This is a genomic window from Microbacterium sp. HMH0099, from assembly GCF_049384025.1.
Taxonomy (GTDB): Bacteria; Actinomycetota; Actinomycetes; order Actinomycetales; family Microbacteriaceae; genus Microbacterium.
In genome coordinates this window covers 130004-147057 of record NZ_JBMRJR010000001.1, presented here as the reverse complement: position 1 = coordinate 147057, position 17054 = coordinate 130004, and the positions used below count along the sequence as shown (strand labels likewise).

The following is a 17054-nucleotide window of genomic DNA, read 5'->3' as shown; positions in this document are numbered from 1 at the left end:
AGTACAAATCCTGGGGAGACCGCATGACCGCCGCCGTGGAGTCGCGCTCGAGGCGACGGGGCGCGATCGCCCTGCTCGTCGCCCAGTGGGGGCGCTACGCGCTGCAGGTCGGCGGGATCGTCCTGCTCGCGCGCCTCGTCGCGCCCGACGAGTTCGGGCTCGTCGCCCTCGGCGCCGCACTCGCCGGTCTCGCCGCGGTGCTCGGCGACTTCGGTCTGAGTCTCGCGGCCCTCCGCGCGCCGACGCTCTCCCCGGCGCAGCGCGACAACCTCTTCTGGATCAACACCGTCGTCGGCCTGGTGGCCGCCGGGCTCGTCGTCGCGCTCGCCGCGCCCCTGGCAGCCCTCTACGGCGACGAGCGCCTCGTCGTCGTGATGGCGATGCTCGCGCCGGCCTTCGCGCTGCGGGCGGCGAGCGTGCAGTTCCGCGTCGAGCTCAACCGGACGCACCGGCTCGAACGCCTGGCGGTGTCGGAGTTCGCGGGTGACGCGCTCGGCCTGGTCGTCGCGGCCGCCCTCGCGCTCGCCGGGGCGGGGTACGTCGGCCTCGCGCTGCAGGGCACCGTCGCGGCGCTGCTCACCCTCGTCCTGGCCGGTGTGCTGAGCGGATGGCGGCCGGGCCGGCCACGCCGCGACGCCGAGATGCGGGGGCTGCTCTCGTTCGGCGGGAACACCTTCGCCACGCACGTGCTGAACTACGCCTCGGCGAACGTCGGCACGATCGTGATCGGCCAGCAGTTCGGCAACGGAGTAGTCGGATTCTTCGGTCGGGCGAATCAGCTGGTGAATCTTCCGATCGACCAGCTGGCGACGCCCCTCACCCGCATCGTCGTCCCCCGGCTCGTCGACGCCGTGGACGCCGACGACCTGCTGTCCCGTCTCCGTCGTTTCCAGACCGTGCTCTGCTACCCCGTGCTCGCCTACCTCAGCGTCTTCGTCGCGACAGCCGAGCCGGCGATCGTCACGGTGCTCGGAGGCGCCTGGAGGGATGCCGCCCCGTACGTGCCCGTCCTCGCGATCGGCGCGCTCTTCCAGACCCTCGGGTACGTCGGCTACTGGGGCTTCGTCTCGCGGGACAGGTCCGGGATGCTGCTGATCTCCGAGGCCGCGGGCCGCATCGCGATGATCGTGCTCGCCGTCGCCCTCGTGCCTCTCGGCCCGCTCTGGGTGGCGACGGCGCTGGCGGTGGGACACGTCCTCATCTGGCTCGTCGCCACCACCGTGTTCCTCCCGCGGGCGGGGCTGGACGGGTGGGCGCTCGCGGCTCCCGGCATCCGTCCCGTGGTCATCTTCGGCACGGCGGGCCTGGCCGGGTGGGGGGCGGCGTCGGTCTGGGCGGGAGCCGCCGACGACCTCACCCGACTGGTGATCGGGGTCGGCGCCTGGGCGGCCGCCGCCCTCATGATGAGCGCAGTCTGCGGCCGGGGCGATCTCCGGACGCTTCGCGAGTTCGTCCTCCGACGGTGACCCGCCCGCCCCTTCCCCGCCTCGAAGAGACCCCATGCACATCGTCAGCGTCACCCGTTCCGTGCCCCACCCCGGCATCACCCACGCCGGCGGCGAGTACTACCTGCGCCACGTCACCGCCCTGCGGTCCCTCGGCCACCGCGTGACGATCGTCGCGCCCCGCACCGCCGACAACGAGCGCGCCGCGGCCCTCGCCCCCGACGGCGTGCTGCTGTACGGCGACGGGGACCTCTCCGCGCTGACCCGCGCCGAGCGCCTGCTCCTGCGGATCGTTCCCGCCGTGGTGACGGTTCGGGAGCGGCGGGCGATCCTGGGCGACCCGGCGGTCCGCGGTCAGGTCGCCCTCGCGGATGCCGTGGAGTACCAGTGGACGCAGGCCGCGACCCTCGCCCGGTGTCTCTCCCGCCGGGGGTTCCGCACCGCGCGTCGCATCGTCGTGCTGCACGACGTCATGACGCAGCAGACGCGCCGACAGCTCGCGGACACCGCGGCATCCCTCGGCCTCCGCGCGCAGCGCCTCCTGAAGCACCTCGCGGTGCGCGCCGTCGAACGGCGGGCCGTCGCCGGCGCCGACGCCATCGTGGTCTTCAGCGAGAAGGATGCCGCTCAGGCCCGCGCTCTCCAGCGGCGGGGGAGCGACGTGGTGACGGTTGTCCGCCCTCCGCTTGCCGCCGGGATCGAGGAGCGGCCCCCGCGGGCGGGGGCGGCATCCACGTTCCGCGTCCTCATGGTCGGGTGGTTCCGTCGCAGCGACAACGCCGACGCGGCCCTCTGGCTCGCGCGGGAGGTGTGGCCCTGCGTCGTCGCCCGTCTGCCCCACGCCCGGCTCGTCCTGGCGGGCGGCGACCCGACCGAGGAGATGCGCGGCCTCGCCGCGCGGGACGAGACCGTCACGGTCACCGGCTACCTCGACAGCCTCGACGAGGAGTATCTCGCCGCGGATGCGGTCGCGATCCCGATGCGACAGGGGGCCGGCGTGAAGTTCAAGACGGTCGTCGCCATACTCCAGGGGTGCCCCGTCGTCTCGACGGCCGTCGGACTCGAGGGCATCACGGACGACCCGGCCCTCGTCTGGCGGCAGGCGGAGACGCCGGCGGCCTTCGCCCGAGGGCTCATCGACGCGGCGCTCTCGCCCGACGACGCGACGGCCGTGGCCGACCGCGCGCGGGACTGGGCGCGGCGCGAGTTCTCGGACGAGGCGTTCCGCGACGCGCTGACCCGCCTGTTCGCGGAGGAGGTTCACCCGCCCGCACCGGGGTGCCCCGTCGCGGAACCGTCGACGGAGGCGGTGTGAGAGTGAGCATCCCCGACCCGGCGACGACAGGACGACAGGTGAACCCGTATTCCCCCGAGAGCTTCGGTGTGGTCTCCCCCGTGAACGAGCCGGAGACGCTGCGGCGCTGCCTGGCGGCATCCCCCGACATCGCCGACGGCACGGTGCGCCTCCGGACGGTCCTGGACGCCCGCTCCGCGCCGACCGTCATCGCCGATGCCCTCACCAATATGGACGTGCCCTTCGTCGTCTACGCGCACCAGGACGTCTACCTGCCGACGGGGTTCTTCGACATCCTCGCCCGGCAGCTCGCCGAGCTCGAGGAGACCGATCCCGCTTGGGGAGTCGTCGGCGCCATCGGACGCGACGCGGCGCTGCAGGACAAGGGCGAGGTATGGAGCACCGACCGCGGGATGGTGGTGGGTCGCCCGATCGCCGGACCCGCGCCGATCGAGTGCCTCGACGAGTGCCTCCTCGTGCTGTCCCGCCGCGCGCTGCCGTTCGTCGACACCGCCCTGCCGCACTTCCACCTCTACGGCGTGGACATCGTCCAGAACGCCAAGCGCGCGGGGGCGACGTCGTACGCGCTGCCGATGCGCATCGTCCACCACGCGAAGCCGATCACGTCGCTGGGCGGCGGGTACGCCCTCGCCCACCGGTACATGCGACGCAAGTGGCGCGCACGTCTGCCCCTGACGACGCTCATCGCCCCGCTGGAGCGGGTGCCGTGGAAGCTGTGGAAGATGCGCCTGGGCGCCCGGGTGCGCAGTAACGTGCCGGCCCGGCACACGTACGGTCAGGCGACCGATCCGGTCGCCATCGCGCGCGAGCTCGGATACGAGTGACCCGGACTCCGCGTGCCCATCCGACGATGGGTGCCCGGCTGTCCGCTCCCGCTCGCCCGGGTCGTATTCCGGATGCCGCCGACGTCAGCGGCGGGGCCAGAGATCGACGGTCGGCGCCCAGACCCTCCCGAGGGCCGCGCGCTGCGCGTCGACGGTGTTGCCGTCCAGGTAGTGGTCCCACGCGGCGACCGTGCGCGCGCGCCAGGCGTCGACGTCGTCCGTCCGGACGGCACCGACCAGGTCGATCAGCCCGTCCTCGATCGTCAGCGGCGCCGGCAGGCAGGGGAGCGCGGCGATCCGCCGCGCCAGGATCGGGAGACCGGCGGCGTGGGCGTCCAGCAACGCGATCGGGAAGCCCTCCCACGCCGCCGTGTGCAGGTACACGTCCAGAGAGGCGAGGGCGGAGCCGACGTCCGGGCCGTCGAGCCAGCCGGTGATCTCGATCCCCGCGGCGGTGTCGTCGGGCGGACCGCCGATCCAGGTGGCATCCACCGTCCCGATCTCCTGGCGCAGGCGATCCACGGTCGCGGCGAAGTACGCGGGATCCTTCTGCGGGGACCAGCGGCCCATCATGCCCACGCGCAGCGGCCCGGGGCGGCGGTCGCCCGGCGAGGGGAGCGGGACGAGGGAGGCGACGTTCGGGATCACCGTGACGGTTCCGACGCGGCTGCCGAGCGCCCGTGCGGTGGCCGCCTCGCCGGGGCCGCAGGCGGCGAGGACGTCGGTCCGGCCGGCGAGGAGGCGCTCGACGCGTCGATAGGCGAGGCGGGCGGGGCGCGAGATGTCCGTGCGGGCGAACCCGAAGCAGTGCGGGGTGTAGACCAGCCGCGGTCCGCTGCGCGAGCGGACGAGACGGGCGAACGCGCCGGGGAAGCTGGAGTGGGCGTGGACGACGTCGGCGTCGGTGCGCCGCAGCAGACGGTGCAGCGCCGTCGCGGCGTGCGCGGGTGTGCGGACGTCCCAGTCGAGGAACGTGGCGGCAGCGCCGTCGTCGGCGCGCCAGACGGCCGCGGGCGCCCCGTCGACGAAGGGAGACGTTACGACGTGCTCGACGTCCGGCGGCGAATGCGCGATGTACGTGCGCACCGCGACGGGGACGCCGCCCGTGATGCGGTCCACGACGTGAAGGACGCGACGCGGCCGGGGGGACGTCATGCCGATGCAGCTGCCGTGCGGCGCGCCAGGCGGCGGTCGTGCAGGGTGGTCCAGACGGCCGACGCGGCGTAGAGCAGGCACAGCGGGAGCGCGACGAGTCCCATGCTCAGGAGATCGGAGGCGGGCGTCACCGCGGCCGAGAAGATGATGATGACGACGAGCGCCGCGCGCCACCCGCGGACGATGCTCCGCGCGGACAGCACTCCGACGGCGTTGAGGGCGATGATCGCCAGCGGTGAGACGAACGAGATCCCGACGGCGACGACGAGCTTGAGCAGGAAGTCGTAGTACTGGGTCGCGCTGAGCAGGGTGGTCGATCCCTCGGGCGCGAAGCCGGCGAGCATGACGACGATGTGCGGCATGATCCACCACCCGAACGCCGCCCCCGAGACGAACAGCGGCACGGCGGTGCCCACGAAGAGGACACCGGCCCGGCGTTCGCGCGGAGTCAGGCCGGGGACGAGGAACGCCCACAGCTGGTAGAGCCAGACCGGGGTCGCCAGCACGATCCCGGCCGTGAGCGCGATCTTGAACCGCAGGTCGAAAGCCTCGCCGACCCGCGTGAAGTTCAGGGCGGCGTGGTCGCCGAGGTCGAGTTCCGACAGCGGCGCGGCCGCCGCCTGGATGATCACGTCCGAGAGGAGGAAGCCCACGATCCCCGTCACCAGCACGGCGATCGCGGAGATCATCGCGCGGGTGCGGAACTCGCGCAGGTGCTCGCGGAGCGACATCGCTCCGTCGCTCGGCCGGCCGGCCGAGCCCAGGAAGCGACGCCGCGGCGCGAGGGTCACGCCGGCGATGAGCTGCCCGACTCGGGACGGTGGCCGCTCTCCGCGGGAGCGGTCGGCGCCGGGGCAGCGGTCGCCGGGGCGGCAGCGGGTGCCGGGGTGACGGCCGCGGGGGCGGCGGTCGTGGCCGCGGCATCCTCCGCCTGCTCCTGCTTGGCGGTGCGCGACTCCTTCTTGATGATGCGCACGGACTCTCCGACGCTCTTGGCCAGCGCCGGCAGCTTGGCCGCGCCGAAGAGGAGGAGGACGAGAACGAGGATGAGGATGAGATGCCATCCCGAGAATGCGTTGCCGAACATGCCCACGGGAAACCTCCGGTCGGTGGGGTGCGAAGGGTCCATGGTCGAGTACTCGCTCCCGGTTTCGCCCGTATCCACCGGGAACATCGCCCGGCCGACCCCGGAAATTCACCCGGTCTCGGAACGCGACCGCTCGCCGGCCTCGTGTACGCCGGCGGCTTGACTGTCGCGATGCCGCAGTCCACGGCGAAGGGGGAGTACATGCCGATCCGCAGCGGACCCACCACGCGCATCCTCGTCGTGTGCACGGCAAACGTCATCCGTTCGCCGTTCGTCGCGGCCTTGTTGCGCACGCGCCTGCACCCGACGCCCGCGGGCCCGGTCGTCGTCACGAGCGCGGGCGTCTCCGCGCGGTTCGGGACCTCGGTCGAGGCGCAACTGCTCGAGGTCGCCCGCGTCTACGGCCTCGACCTCTCCGCGCATCGGGCGGAGCGTCTCGTCGAACCGGCCCTCGAGGGGCAGACGGTCATCCTCTGCGCGGAGCGGCGTCACCGCCGCGCGGTCCTGCGGATGCGTCCCGACCTCGTCTCGACGGTGTTCACGGTGCGGGAGTTCGGGCGCCTCCTCGAGGCCGTCCGCGAAGCCCGACTCTCGCCGACGGACTGGCCCTCCCTCGTCGCGGCCGCCGCGTCGCTGCGGACGAAGGACCGACATGTTGCCGAGGGCGACGACGGCATCGTCGACCCGGTCTCGCGTCCGCCCTCGGTCTGGCAGGCGTTCGAGCGCCAGAGCGTGCAGGCGGTGTCCTCGATCCTGGCGTCCGGGAACGCGTTGCCGGGCCGGCTCGCGGACGGCGGTCCGGGCGGCGTCTCCGGAGGGACGGGCGCCGTCGTGAGCGGGCTCCGGCGAGCTCTGGCGGGGAGCGGAGCCGCGGGCGTCGACGCCCGGGGAACGGGACCGTCCCTGGTCGTGGCGAGCCGCGCCGAGCCGGGGGACGGCGCCACCGGGGCTCCGCCGCCGGTGACGCGGCGCGAATACCGTCGCACGATCACCGCGAACGGGAGGCGTCGCTGATGTTCGACATGGGATGGGACAAGCTGCTGCTGGTCGCGATGCTCGTGGGACTCGTGGCGGGTCCCGAGCGGCTCATGGGCTGGAGCCGCTCGGCGGTGCAGTTCCTCGGCCGCGCGCGGGAGGCCTATCGCGCCGGCAAGGCGCAGGTGGTGGGGGAGCTCGACCAGTTCGCGCCCGACTGGCGGTCGTACGACCCGCGCCGGATGGACCCTCGGCGCATCATCCGGGACGCGCTCGAGGGCGGCGAGCCGGCACCGCCCGTCGCCGCACAGCCGGCCGAAGCTTCGGCCGCACCGACGATCGGGGTCCGCTTGGATCCGCTCGGGGAGCGTCCGCCGGCCCGCGCGCGGACGGCGCAGCCGCCGGTCGCCGACGCGTCGACGGGGGAACAGGCCGAAAGGGGTGAACCGCCACGCCTGAACGGGTGAGGGCCGAGGTGAAAACCGCCCCCAACGGCCTGGTCCGCGCCGGCCGAGGCGACGCCCCCGACCCCGGGTCCGACCCGGTGGGGCGACCTCAGACGTCGCGGCGCGCGCCCTCCGACGGCGTGACCGTGAAGATGCTCGGACGGCGGAACCCGGCTGCCGCGAACGCGGTGAGGACGGCCTCGGTGGCCACCGGGACGAGCCCGCTGTCGAGAAGCGCGATGGCGGCGCCGCCGAACCCGCCGCCGGTCATCCGGGCGCCGAGCGCGCCGGAGGACAGTGCCGTCTCGACGGCGAGGTCGAGCTCGGGCACCGAGATCTCGAAGTCGTCGCGCATCGACACGTGCGACGCCGTGAGGAGGTCGCCGATCGCCCGGGGCCCGTCCGCGTCGAGGGCGTCGACGGTGTCGAGCACGCGCTGATTCTCGGTGACGATGTGCCGGACGCGCCGGAACGTCACGTCGTCGAGGATTTCCGCCGCACGGGGCAGGTCGTCGACGCCGAGGTCGCGCAGCGCGGCGACGTCGAAGGCGGCGGCCCCCTTCTCGCACGACGCCCGGCGCTCGCGGTACCCGCCCGAGGAATGCGCGTGCTCGACGAGCGTGTCGATCACCAGGATCTGCAGCCCCGCCTCGGCGAAGCCGAGGGCGACGGGCCGGGTCGCGAGCGTGCGGCAGTCGAGGAATGTGGCCGCGTCGCCGACGCCGAGCATGGATGCCATCTGGTCCATGATCCCCGTCGGTGCCCCGACCGCGTCGTTCTCGGCGATGCGGCCGACGCGGGCGAGGGCCACCTTGTCGAGCCCGGCGTCCCACAGGTCGTTCAGCGCCGACGCGACGGCGCCCTCGATCGCCGCGGAGGACGACAGCCCGGCGCCGACGGGGACCTCCGAGGCCACGGCGATGTCGAGGCCGCGAGGGGTGGCATCCGGAGCCTCGGCGCGCAGCGCCCACGCCACGCCGAGCGGATAGCCCGCCCAGTCCAGCCCGCCCGCGGCGATCCGCGCGTCGAGGTCGGCGAGCGACACGTCGACGCCGGTCGACGAGAAGGTCGACCGGACGCGGATCAGGTCGTCGTCGCGCAGGGACACCGCGGCGGCGGTCCGCTGCGCGATGGCGAAGGGGAGCACGAAGCCCTCGTTGTAGTCGGTGTGCTCTCCGATGAGGTTGGCCCGTCCGGGGGCGGACCACACCCCGGCCGGCGGGGCGTCGGTCAGGCTGGCGAGCAGGGCGCGGGCGTCGTCGACGGCGGTCATGCCGTCACCTCCGGAACGGTGTCGAGGGCGGCGCGCAGGCGCTCGGCCTGCGACTCGGGGGCGACGTCGCCGATCCAGGCGCCCATGGCGGCCTCGGATCCGGCGAGGTACTTCAGCTTGTCGGCGGCGCGACGGGGCGACGTGATCTGCAGGCTGAGGCGGACGGTGTCGCGGGCGCGGTCCACCGGGGCCTGATGCCACGCGGCGATGTACGGGGTCGGGGTCTCGTACAGCGCGTCGATGCCGCGGAGCAGCCGCAGGTAGAAGGGCGCGAGCTCGTCGCGTTCGGCATCCGTCGTCTCCGCCAGGTCCGCAACGTGGCGGTGGGGGAGGACGTGGACCTCGATCGGCCACCGGGCGGCGAAGGGGACGAAGGCCGTCCAGTGCTCGCCGCGCAGCACGACGCGCTCCCCGGCGCTCTCGACCTCGAGGATGCGCGCGAACAGGTCGTCGGACGTGCGCGAGAGCGTGTCGAGCAGACGGTGGGTGCGAGGGGTGACGTACGGGTAGGCGTAGATCTGGCCGTGGGGGTGGGGCAGTGTGACGCCGATCTCCTGGCCGCGGTTCTCGAACGGGAAGACCTGCCGGATGCCGGGGAGGGCCGAGAGCGCCGCGGTGCGATCGGCCCAGGCCTCGATGACGGTGCGGGCGCGGGTCCGGGTGAGGGAGCCGAACGACCCCTCGTGCGCCGGGCTGAAGCACACGACCTCGCAGCGTCCGACCGAGGTGCGGGTGCGGCCGAGGCCGAGGTGCTCGAGGTCGTCCGCGCTGCGCGGCGGGTCGTCGGCCGCGGGTGCGTCGGCGGTGGCGGCATCCAGGGCCGGTCCGAACGACGGCGATTTGTTCTCGAAGACGGCGACGTCGTAGAGCGAGGGGATCTCGGACGGGTTCGTCGGCGTCTGCGGCGACAGCGGATCGAGGTGCGCCGGCGGGAGGAAGGCGCGGTTCTGACGATTGGATGCCACGGTGATCCAGTCGCCGGTCAGCACGTCCTGCCGCATGGTCGCGGTCGCCGGGCGCGGGTCGAGGGTGCGGGCGTCGACGGCGCGCTCGGCGCCGAGCGCGGTGCCCGGGTCGTCGAAGTAGAGCAGCTCGCGGCCGTCGGCGAGGCGGGTCGAGCGCTTGACGACACCGTTGCCGAGGGTCACGGCGGGGAAGGTCTCCGTGTTCACGATAACACGCTACATCCCGCGCGTGCTATCGTCAACATGGAGGTGGTGGGATGCCGGTGTCGATGGCCGATGTGGCCCGGAGGGCGGGCGTCTCGGCGCAGACCGTCTCCCGCGTGGCGAACGGCAGCCCCCGCGTCGACCCGGGTACGCGCCTCCGAGTGGAGAAGGCCATGGGCGACCTCGGCTACCGCATGCACCGCGCCGCTCGTGCGCTGCGCACCGGCCAGACCTCCACGATCGGCCTCGTCGTCTCGACGCTCGCCTCCGTCGGCAACTCACGCATGCTGCAGGCGATCTCCGAGGCGGCCGCGGCCCGCGACTACGCCCTCGCCGTGGTGACCGTCGGGGAGAGAGGCATCCGCGACGCGTTCGCCCGCCTGCGCTCGCAGGGAGTGGACGGGGCCGTCGTGCTCAACGAGGCGACCGAGCTCGCCCGCGACGTCGACCCGCCCGCCGACCTCCACCTCGTGGTCGTCGACTCGCCGGCCGACGCGCGGTACTCCATCGTGCAGACGGACCATGCCGGCGGAGCGCGGGCGGCCGTCGCGCATCTGCTGTCCCTCGGTCACGACACCGTGCACCACCTCGCCGGACCGGTGGGGTCCTTCGCCGCGGCCGAGCGCGAGCGCGGATGGCGGGCGGCGCTGGCGGACGCCGGGGCGGCGATGCCCGATCCCGTGCGCGGCGATTGGACGTCGGCATCCGGATACGCCGCCGTCGACGACCTCGACCGGGCCACGGCGCTCTTCGTCGCGAACGACCAGATGGCGCTTGGCGTCCTGCGGGCCCTCACCGACGCCGGTCGACGCGTGCCCGAGGATGTCGCCGTCGTCGGCTTCGACGACATCGTGGATGCCGCTCAGTACCGACCGCCGCTCACGACGGTGCGCCAGGACTTCGACGAGCTGGGTGGCCGTGCCGTCGCCGCCCTCGTCGCGGCGATCGAGGGGGGTGCGCCCGTCGCCGAGTCGGTGCCGACGTCGCTCGTCGTGCGCGCGAGCAGCGGGAGCCGCTGACCGCCCGTCGACACGCGCGTCTCTCGCCGCGGCATCCCTTCTTCGCTCTCTCCGCGGCGGGATCTGTGATTCTGCGAGGGGCTCAGTCCTCGTGCCAGCCGCGGTCGAGGATGCGGAACCCGGCCTCGATCGTGGCTGCGGCGTCGTCGTGCTCGAACGCCAGGATCTGCAGCTGCAGGACCATCCGCGCGTAGACCCGGATCTCGGCGTCGGGTTCCGCGTGGCCGGTCGTCTCCGCGATGGCATCGGCGAGGGCGTCCTCGTGGCGGAGCCACATGCGGCCGGCGTACTCCCGCAGGGCGGGGGTCGAGTCGATGAGCTGCATGAAGAGGCGCCGGTGCTCGCCGTCCGGGTCGAAGGCGAGGCCGATGAGCTCGCGACGGTAGAGGTCGCGCAGCGCCTGCGACACCGTGGTCCCGGGTGCGCGATCGCGCACCGCGTCGACGAGCAGGTCGCGCTGGGCGTCGTCCTCGTCGAAGACCAGCGCCTCCTTCTGCGGGAAGTGGGCGAACACGGTGGTGGGGGAGACGTCGGCGGCATCCGCGACCTCCCGGATGCTCACCTCGTCGAACCCGCGCTCGAGGAAGAGCGCCGTCGCCGCGTCCGAGATCGCCTTCCGCGTCGCGGCCTTCTTGCGCTCCCGACGCCCGATCGTCTCGCTCATGTCGACCATCTTACTGGCACGATGTCGAAACTGTCTTGACACCGAAACTGGTATGACTACAGTTACGGCATGACTTCGCACACCATTCCTCCTCTCGCAGCAGTGAACGGGCGCCGCGCGTGGATCATGCTCGTCGTCATCACGACGCTCACGACGGCGGGCATGACCGTCGTCCTCCCGGTGCTGCCCTTCGTCGTCCTCCGCTACGTCTCGAACCCCGCCGACCTGGCCGTGTGGGTCGGCATCCTCGAGACGGTGAACGCCCTGTGCGCCTTCCTGATGGCGCCCTTCCTCGGACGTCTCTCGGACCGCTTCGGCCGTCGGCCGGTCATCATCGTGGCGGGCTTCGGCGCGGCCGTCGGGTTCGTCCTCTTCGGGCTCGGCGGCGCCCTCTGGGTGCTGCTCCTCGGTCGTGTCGTGCAGGGCGTGACGGCCGGAGACCTGCCCGCGCTCTTCGCCTACCTCGCCGACATCACCCCGCCCGAGAAGCGTGCGCGACGGTTCGGCGTCCTGGGCGCGACCGCGGGCATCGGCACGATGGTCGGTCCCGCCCTCGGCGGGACGCTCGCCGCGATCGACCTCGACCTGCCGGTCTTCGTGACGGCGGCTCTGGCGGCGACGGTGGCGGTCCTGAGCATCTTCCTCCTCCCCGAGAGCCTTGCGCCGGAGAAGCGCATCGCGTCCCTGGACCTCCGGCAGGTGCACCCCTTCGCCGTCTTCCGCGGCGTGCTGCGCCGCCCCGAGCTGCGCGCGCTCATGCTCGGACTCGTGCTCGTCGGCCTGCCCTTCGGCTTCTTCGTCAACAACTTCAGCGTCCTGGGACTGGATGCCATCGGCGCCACCCCGACGGCCATCGGCCTGCTCACCGCGTGCGTCGGCGTGATCGACATCGTCATCCAGGGCGCGCTGCTCGGTCTTCTACTGCCCCGGATCGGGGAGCGCGGGGTGGTGGTCAGCGGCATCGTCACGCAGGCCGTCGGCCTCGTCGCCCTGGCGGCTGTCGCCTCCGTTCTGGCGGAGCCGTGGCTCTTCGCCGTCGGGGCGTTGACGCTCGCCGCGGGTCAGGGGGCGGCCACCGCGACGATGGACGGGCTGCTGTCCACCGCCGTCGGAGACGACGAGCAGGGGTGGATCGCCGGGGCCGCGCAGTCGGTCAACGCCGCGGTCGGCGCCGTCGCCCCGCTGCTGGCGGGGCTGCTCTACGCCCACATCGCCCACGCGTCGCCGTACGTGCTGGGGGCGGTGCTCATGCTCGCCGCGGCCGTGGTCATCGGGCAGGCGCGCTTCGCGAGTCCGTCGCGGCCCGGAGCGTCGGCGGAATCGGATGACGGCCGCGGAGTCGGACGAGATGCTGAAGTGCGTCCGACTCTGCAGCCGTGATCCGATTCTGCGCACGGTGCGACCTGAAGTAAGACTCTTGTTATTTATTAACGTCTCAGATAATCACGGTGTGACACCCGCCGAGGCCCGCTGCCTACTCGGCCATCGATCACCTCACCAGGGCCGGATTCCTCAGGGAGATCACGGGACGCAAACGCGATCGTGTCTGGGTCGCATCGGAACTGCTGGCCGAGCTCGATGACCTCGACCGGCGCATCCAGGTCGCGATGACGGCCTGACGTCTTCGCCTCGGCCGGTGCGGCGCGCTCGCCGCCGGCTACGGCGACCGCAACCGCGTCACGCGCCACCACGCGAGATCGCGAGCCCGCGGCGAAGCCGCCGTCAGGCCTCGTCGCTCCAGGGCATCGGCCGCTCGGGGTCGCGGGAGGCGTCGTCGGGCACGGGCGAGAGCGCCTCGCCGCCCGCGCGAATGCAGAGCCACCGCAGCTCGCTGTCGCCGCCCGGGGTCGCGCGCCAGGTGCGCCAGACGTTCTGTCCGACCCGCACGACGCTGCCGGGACCGACGTCGACCACGTCGTCGTCGAGACCCATCTGTCCGCGCCCCTCCAGGAAGACGTACAGTTCCTCGACCCGGGTGTGCGTGTGCCAATAGCCGGCCTCTTCGCCGGGCAGGAGGGCGTTCGCCGTCATCCCGATGAACTGCATGGTCAGCTCCTGATCGACGACGCGCCGCCCATCGCGGGAGCGTGCCGGGGCGAAACCCCCGAAATGGTCGCGCCAGTCGCCCAGTCCGCCGATCTCGGTGATCTCGTAGTCGCTCATCGGTTCCCGCTTTCGGTCGTCGGAGTCGACGGCTGCCACTCGTCGCTCTCCCGCCCCCACACGGAGGGAGGGATCGACCGGATCCACGCAGCCATCGTCATGCCTCCATCCTGCTCCTCTCGAACGCGCCTGCGCAGGGGGGAGCGACGAGGACAGGGGATGCCACGAGAACAGGCCGATCCACGCGGAATCGACCTGTTCTCGGCGTACACGCCTGTTCTCGCGACGGCCTACTCCTCGCGCTGCCCCAGCGCGGGCTCGGGCACGAACCGGGCCGTCAGCGACAGCGCCTGCTCCAGCTCGAGCAGCACGAGCTCGTTCGCGCCGGCCTTCGTCGCCGGGGCGGGGACGTACAGCGTGCGCTGCGGCGCCTGCCGCCAGTACCGGCCGAGGAAGAAGCCGTTGACGAAGGCGAAACCCTTGGTCCACGCGTCGGTGTCGAGGAACAGGTCGCTCGGGGCGTCGAGGTCGAACGAGCCGCGCAGGAGGGCGCGACCGGCCGCGCCGTCGCCGGTGCCCGCGGCGGCCGCGAGGTCGATCGGGGTGGCGGTCCACCCGGTGAGCGGGCGGCCGTCGAGCGTCGCCGCGCCGTGCAGCCCCTTGTGCTCGCCGAGGCGGTCCGCATAGTTGACGCGGCCCTGGTCCTCCACCAGCACGGTCAGCCGGGCGCCGGCCGGGATGGCCAGCGCCCGCTCGTGGAGGGTGCGGGACAGCCGCCCGACGAAGGCGCCGTCGACATGGACCCACGCCATGTCGCGCACCTCGTCGAAAGCGAGCACCGCCCGGTCGCCGTCGAACGCGGGCAGGTCGACGTCGTAACGCACCAGCGCCCCGAGGTGACCCAGCTGCTCGAACGTCGCGGGGGCGTCGGCGGGGGCGGAGTCGTGGGCGGGCGGCATCCATTCGCCCTCGCCCGACAGAGCCACCTCGAACGCCGGGGCGTCGGGGCGGGAGGCGGGCGCCTCGTCGGGGACCGGCGCGTACTTCGCGATGACCTCGCGGAAGGCGTGGTACTTCGCGGTGGGGTGGCCGGACTCGTCCAGCGGGGCGTCGTAGTCGTAGGACGTGACGATCGGGTCGAAGCGTCCCTTGTCGTTCGCGCCGTTCGTCGTGCCGAAGTTCGTGCCGCCGTGCACCATGTAGATGTTGACGGAGGCGCCGGCCGCGAGCAGGACGTCGAGGTCGTGGGCGGATGCCGCCGGGTCGGTCGTGTGGTGGATGCTGCCCCACCAGTCGAACCAGCCGTCCCAGAACTCCGAGCACATCAGGGGACCGGTGGGCTGGTGCTCGCGGAGGGTCGCCAGACGCTCCTCAGATCGCGAGCCGAAGGAGCCGGTGAGGTGGAGCTCGGGCAGGCTGCCGGCCTCGAGCATCCACGGCATCGGCTGATCGACGGTGGTCAGCGGCACGGTGATGCCGGCGTCCTTCGTCACGCGCACGAGCTCGCGGAGGTAGTCCTTGTCGGAGCCGTAGGCGCCGTACTCGTTCTCGATCTGCACGAGCACGACGTTGCCGCCGCGGTCGATCTGCCGGGGCGCGACGATCTCGTACACGCGGCGGAGGTACTCCGACACGGCGGCGAGGAACTGCGGCTCCGACCGGCGGATGCCGATGCCCGGCGTCGAGGTGAGCCAGACCGGCAGCCCGCCGTTGTGCCATTCCGCGCAGATATAGGGGCCGGGGCGCACGATCGCGTGCAGGCCCTCGTCGGCGATGAGGTCGAGGAAGCGTCCGAGGTCGTTCCACCCGGTGGCATCCCAGTCGCCCCGGACCGGCTCGTGGGCGTTCCAGGCGACGTAGGTCTCGATGGTGTTCAGGCCCATCGCCTTCGCCTTGCGGATGCGGTCGCGCCAGTGCTCGGGGTGGATGCGGAAGTAGTGCAGCGTGCCGGAGATGACCTGGTACGGCCGTCCGTCGAGCAGGAAGTCGGTGTCGCCGATGGTGAAGGTGGTCACGGTGTCTTTCGGGTCGGGGGTTCCGCGCGGGGGCGTTCAGCGCAGGCGGGCGCGCAGGCGCACCCAGGCGAGCGGGGGGAGGGGGAAGCGGAGGATGCCGTCGGCGCCGACCTCGACGGAGAGCGCGACGGGCGCGACGCGCTCCGCGCCGGCCGCGTTCGTCGTGTGCCGGTCGCCGCCGTCGGGGATGGTGAGGACGACGGCCTCGACGTCGGTCACGGCGCCCAGGTCGAGCTCGACGTCGGTGGCGGCGTCGAGCTCGCGGTGAGCGAGGAGGACGGTCACGGCGTCGCCGTCCACGGTCGCGACGGCGTCGACCGCGTCCACGGCGCCGTGCCGGGCCGTGTCGATCGTCGCTCCGTCGACCCGGGGGTGGACGACGCGGCCCGTCGCCGCGGCCGCGGTGAGCGCGAACGGGTGGAAGGTGGTCTGCCGCCAGGCCGCGCCACCGCCCGGCTCCGTGCGGATGGGGGCGATGACGTTCACGAGCTGCGCCAGGTTCGCCATCGAGACCCGGTCGGACCGCCGGATGAGGGTGATGAGGAGGGACCCGACGACGACGGCGTCGGTGACGGTGTAGTCGTCCTCGATCAGGCGCGGTGCGATCGGCCAGTCACCGGTGAAGACCCGGGGCTTGTCCACCTCGTTCCAGCGGGTCTGGTTCCAGACGTTCCACTCGTCGACGCTGATGCCGATCGCACGGCCGTCCGGGCCGGTCGCCCCGACCTCGTCGATGATGTCGGCGACCTCGCCGATGTACCGGTCGAGGGCGACGCCGCTGGCGAGGAAGCTCGCCGCGTCGGACGGGTCCTCCTCGTAGTAGGCGTGCACGGAGATGTGGTCGACGAGGCCCGCGGTGTGCCGGAGCACGGTGCGCTCCCACTCTCCGAAGGTCGGCATCTCGTGGTTCGAGCTGCCCGCGGCCACCAGCTCGACCGACGGGTCGAGGAAGCGCATCATGCGCGCCGACTCGGCGGCGAGACGGCCGTACTCGTCGGCGGTCTTGTGGCCGATCTGCCACGGACCGTCCATCTCGTTGCCGAGGCACCACAGCCGGATCCCGAACGGCTCCTCGCGGCCGTTCGTGCGGCGGCGGTCGCTGAGCGCGGTGCCGGAGGGGTGGTTGGCGTACTCGAGCAGGTCGGCGGCCTCGGCCACGCCGCGCGTGCCGAGGTTGACCGCCTCCATGACCTCGAGGCCCGCGGCATCCGCCCAGTCGGCGAACTCGTGCAGGCCCACCTCGTTGGTCTCGGTGCTGTGCCAGGCGGCATCCAGGCGCACCGGACGCTCCGCGCTTGGCCCGACGCCGTCCTCCCAGCGGTAGCCGGAGACGAAGTTCCCGCCGGGGTAGCGCACGACGGTCGCCCCGAGCTCGCGGACGAGCTCCTGCACGTCGGCCCGGAAGCCCGCGCCGTCCGCCGTCGCGTGATCCGGCGAATGGATGCCGTCGTAGACGCAGCGGCCCATGTGCTCGACGAACGTGCCGAACAGGCGACGGGGGACCTCGGCGCCGAGGGCGGTGCGATCGACCGAGATGCGGGTGGGGGAGGTCATTCGTCTCTCC

16 protein-coding genes are annotated in these 17054 nt (G+C 72.8%); 7 read left to right on the top strand and 9 right to left on the bottom strand.

Annotated elements, in window-relative coordinates; all coding sequences use genetic code 11:
- Nucleotides 1-23 precede the first annotated feature (23 nt).
- Genes ACO03V_RS00580 through ACO03V_RS00570 form a run of 3 tightly spaced genes read left to right on the top strand, consistent with a single transcriptional unit; the run spans nucleotide 24 to nucleotide 3584 of the window.
- Nucleotides 24-1466, top strand: coding sequence for an oligosaccharide flippase family protein (locus ACO03V_RS00580; protein WP_423136206.1), 1443 nt, complete (start codon nucleotides 24-26; stop codon nucleotides 1464-1466).
- A gap of 34 nt (nucleotides 1467-1500) precedes the next feature.
- Nucleotides 1501-2760 (top strand): glycosyltransferase family 4 protein, encoded by a 1260-nt coding sequence (locus ACO03V_RS00575; protein ID WP_423136205.1) that lies wholly within the window; start codon nucleotides 1501-1503, stop codon nucleotides 2758-2760.
- A gap of 2 nt (nucleotides 2761-2762) precedes the next feature.
- Nucleotides 2763-3584, top strand: a complete 822-nt coding sequence (locus ACO03V_RS00570) for a hypothetical protein (protein ID WP_423136204.1) — start codon at nucleotides 2763-2765, stop codon at nucleotides 3582-3584.
- 84 nt (nucleotides 3585-3668) lie between these two features.
- On the opposite strand, the gene ACO03V_RS00565 is transcribed toward ACO03V_RS00570, so the two are convergent.
- Genes ACO03V_RS00565 through tatA form a run of 3 tightly spaced genes read right to left on the bottom strand, consistent with a single transcriptional unit; the run spans nucleotide 3669 to nucleotide 5826 of the window.
- Nucleotides 3669-4739, bottom strand: coding sequence for a glycosyltransferase (locus tag ACO03V_RS00565; protein WP_423136203.1), 1071 nt, complete (start codon nucleotides 4737-4739; stop codon nucleotides 3669-3671).
- Nucleotides 4736-5530, bottom strand: a complete 795-nt coding sequence (gene tatC, locus ACO03V_RS00560; RefSeq protein WP_367732805.1) for a twin-arginine translocase subunit TatC — start codon at nucleotides 5528-5530, stop codon at nucleotides 4736-4738. The genes ACO03V_RS00565 and tatC overlap by 4 nt, the downstream gene beginning before the upstream one ends.
- Complete coding sequence (tatA, locus tag ACO03V_RS00555; protein ID WP_367732812.1) at nucleotides 5527-5826, bottom strand: twin-arginine translocase TatA/TatE family subunit; 300 nt, start codon at nucleotides 5824-5826, stop codon at nucleotides 5527-5529. The genes tatC and tatA overlap by 4 nt, the downstream gene beginning before the upstream one ends.
- A 171-nt stretch (nucleotides 5827-5997) precedes the next feature.
- Here tatA and ACO03V_RS00550 point away from each other — a divergent pair, with 171 nt between their 5' ends.
- The gene (locus tag ACO03V_RS00550; RefSeq protein WP_423136202.1) at nucleotides 5998-6840 is read left to right on the top strand and encodes a hypothetical protein; all 843 of its coding nucleotides are present in this window, start codon (nucleotides 5998-6000) and stop codon (nucleotides 6838-6840) included.
- The gene (locus ACO03V_RS00545) at nucleotides 6840-7268 is read left to right on the top strand and encodes a Sec-independent protein translocase TatB (RefSeq protein ID WP_423136201.1); all 429 of its coding nucleotides are present in this window, start codon (nucleotides 6840-6842) and stop codon (nucleotides 7266-7268) included. Before ACO03V_RS00550 ends, ACO03V_RS00545 begins: the two co-directional genes overlap by 1 nt.
- An 88-nt stretch (nucleotides 7269-7356) precedes the next feature.
- Here the strand turns inward: ACO03V_RS00545 and galK are convergent, their stop codons facing one another.
- Nucleotides 7357-8520 (bottom strand): galactokinase, encoded by a 1164-nt coding sequence (galK, locus tag ACO03V_RS00540; RefSeq protein WP_423136200.1) that lies wholly within the window; start codon nucleotides 8518-8520, stop codon nucleotides 7357-7359.
- Nucleotides 8517-9692: a galactose-1-phosphate uridylyltransferase gene (gene galT, locus ACO03V_RS00535; protein WP_423136199.1), complete on the bottom strand. Its 1176-nt coding sequence runs from the start codon at nucleotides 9690-9692 to the stop codon at nucleotides 8517-8519. The genes galK and galT overlap by 4 nt, the downstream gene beginning before the upstream one ends.
- Nucleotides 9693-9742: 50 nt before the next feature.
- Here galT and ACO03V_RS00530 point away from each other — a divergent pair, with 50 nt between their 5' ends.
- On the top strand, nucleotides 9743-10708 hold the full coding sequence (locus tag ACO03V_RS00530; protein WP_423136198.1) for a LacI family DNA-binding transcriptional regulator: 966 nt from the start codon (nucleotides 9743-9745) through the stop codon (nucleotides 10706-10708).
- An 82-nt stretch (nucleotides 10709-10790) separates the two neighbouring features.
- On the opposite strand, the gene ACO03V_RS00525 is transcribed toward ACO03V_RS00530, so the two are convergent.
- Nucleotides 10791-11372 carry a TetR/AcrR family transcriptional regulator gene (locus ACO03V_RS00525; protein WP_423136197.1) on the bottom strand — a complete coding sequence of 194 codons (582 nt, stop codon included), beginning with the start codon at nucleotides 11370-11372 and terminating at the stop codon, nucleotides 10791-10793.
- 69 nt (nucleotides 11373-11441) lie between these two features.
- Here ACO03V_RS00525 and ACO03V_RS00520 point away from each other — a divergent pair, with 69 nt between their 5' ends.
- Nucleotides 11442-12752 carry an MFS transporter gene (locus ACO03V_RS00520; protein ID WP_423136196.1) on the top strand — a complete coding sequence of 437 codons (1311 nt, stop codon included), beginning with the start codon at nucleotides 11442-11444 and terminating at the stop codon, nucleotides 12750-12752.
- 342 nt (nucleotides 12753-13094) lie between these two features.
- Here ACO03V_RS00520 and ACO03V_RS00515 read toward each other — a convergent pair whose 3' ends face one another.
- The 3 genes from ACO03V_RS00515 to ACO03V_RS00505 all read right to left on the bottom strand — a co-directional run bounded on the left by ACO03V_RS00515 (nucleotide 13095) and on the right by ACO03V_RS00505 (nucleotide 17044).
- Nucleotides 13095-13535 carry a cupin domain-containing protein gene (locus tag ACO03V_RS00515; protein WP_367732839.1) on the bottom strand — a complete coding sequence of 147 codons (441 nt, stop codon included), beginning with the start codon at nucleotides 13533-13535 and terminating at the stop codon, nucleotides 13095-13097.
- A gap of 230 nt (nucleotides 13536-13765) precedes the next feature.
- Nucleotides 13766-15490 (bottom strand): glycoside hydrolase family 35 protein, encoded by a 1725-nt coding sequence (locus ACO03V_RS00510; protein WP_423136195.1) that lies wholly within the window; start codon nucleotides 15488-15490, stop codon nucleotides 13766-13768.
- 36 nt (nucleotides 15491-15526) lie between these two features.
- On the bottom strand, nucleotides 15527-17044 hold the full coding sequence (locus ACO03V_RS00505; RefSeq protein ID WP_423136194.1) for an alpha-N-arabinofuranosidase: 1518 nt from the start codon (nucleotides 17042-17044) through the stop codon (nucleotides 15527-15529).
- Nucleotides 17045-17054: the final 10 nt, after the last annotated feature.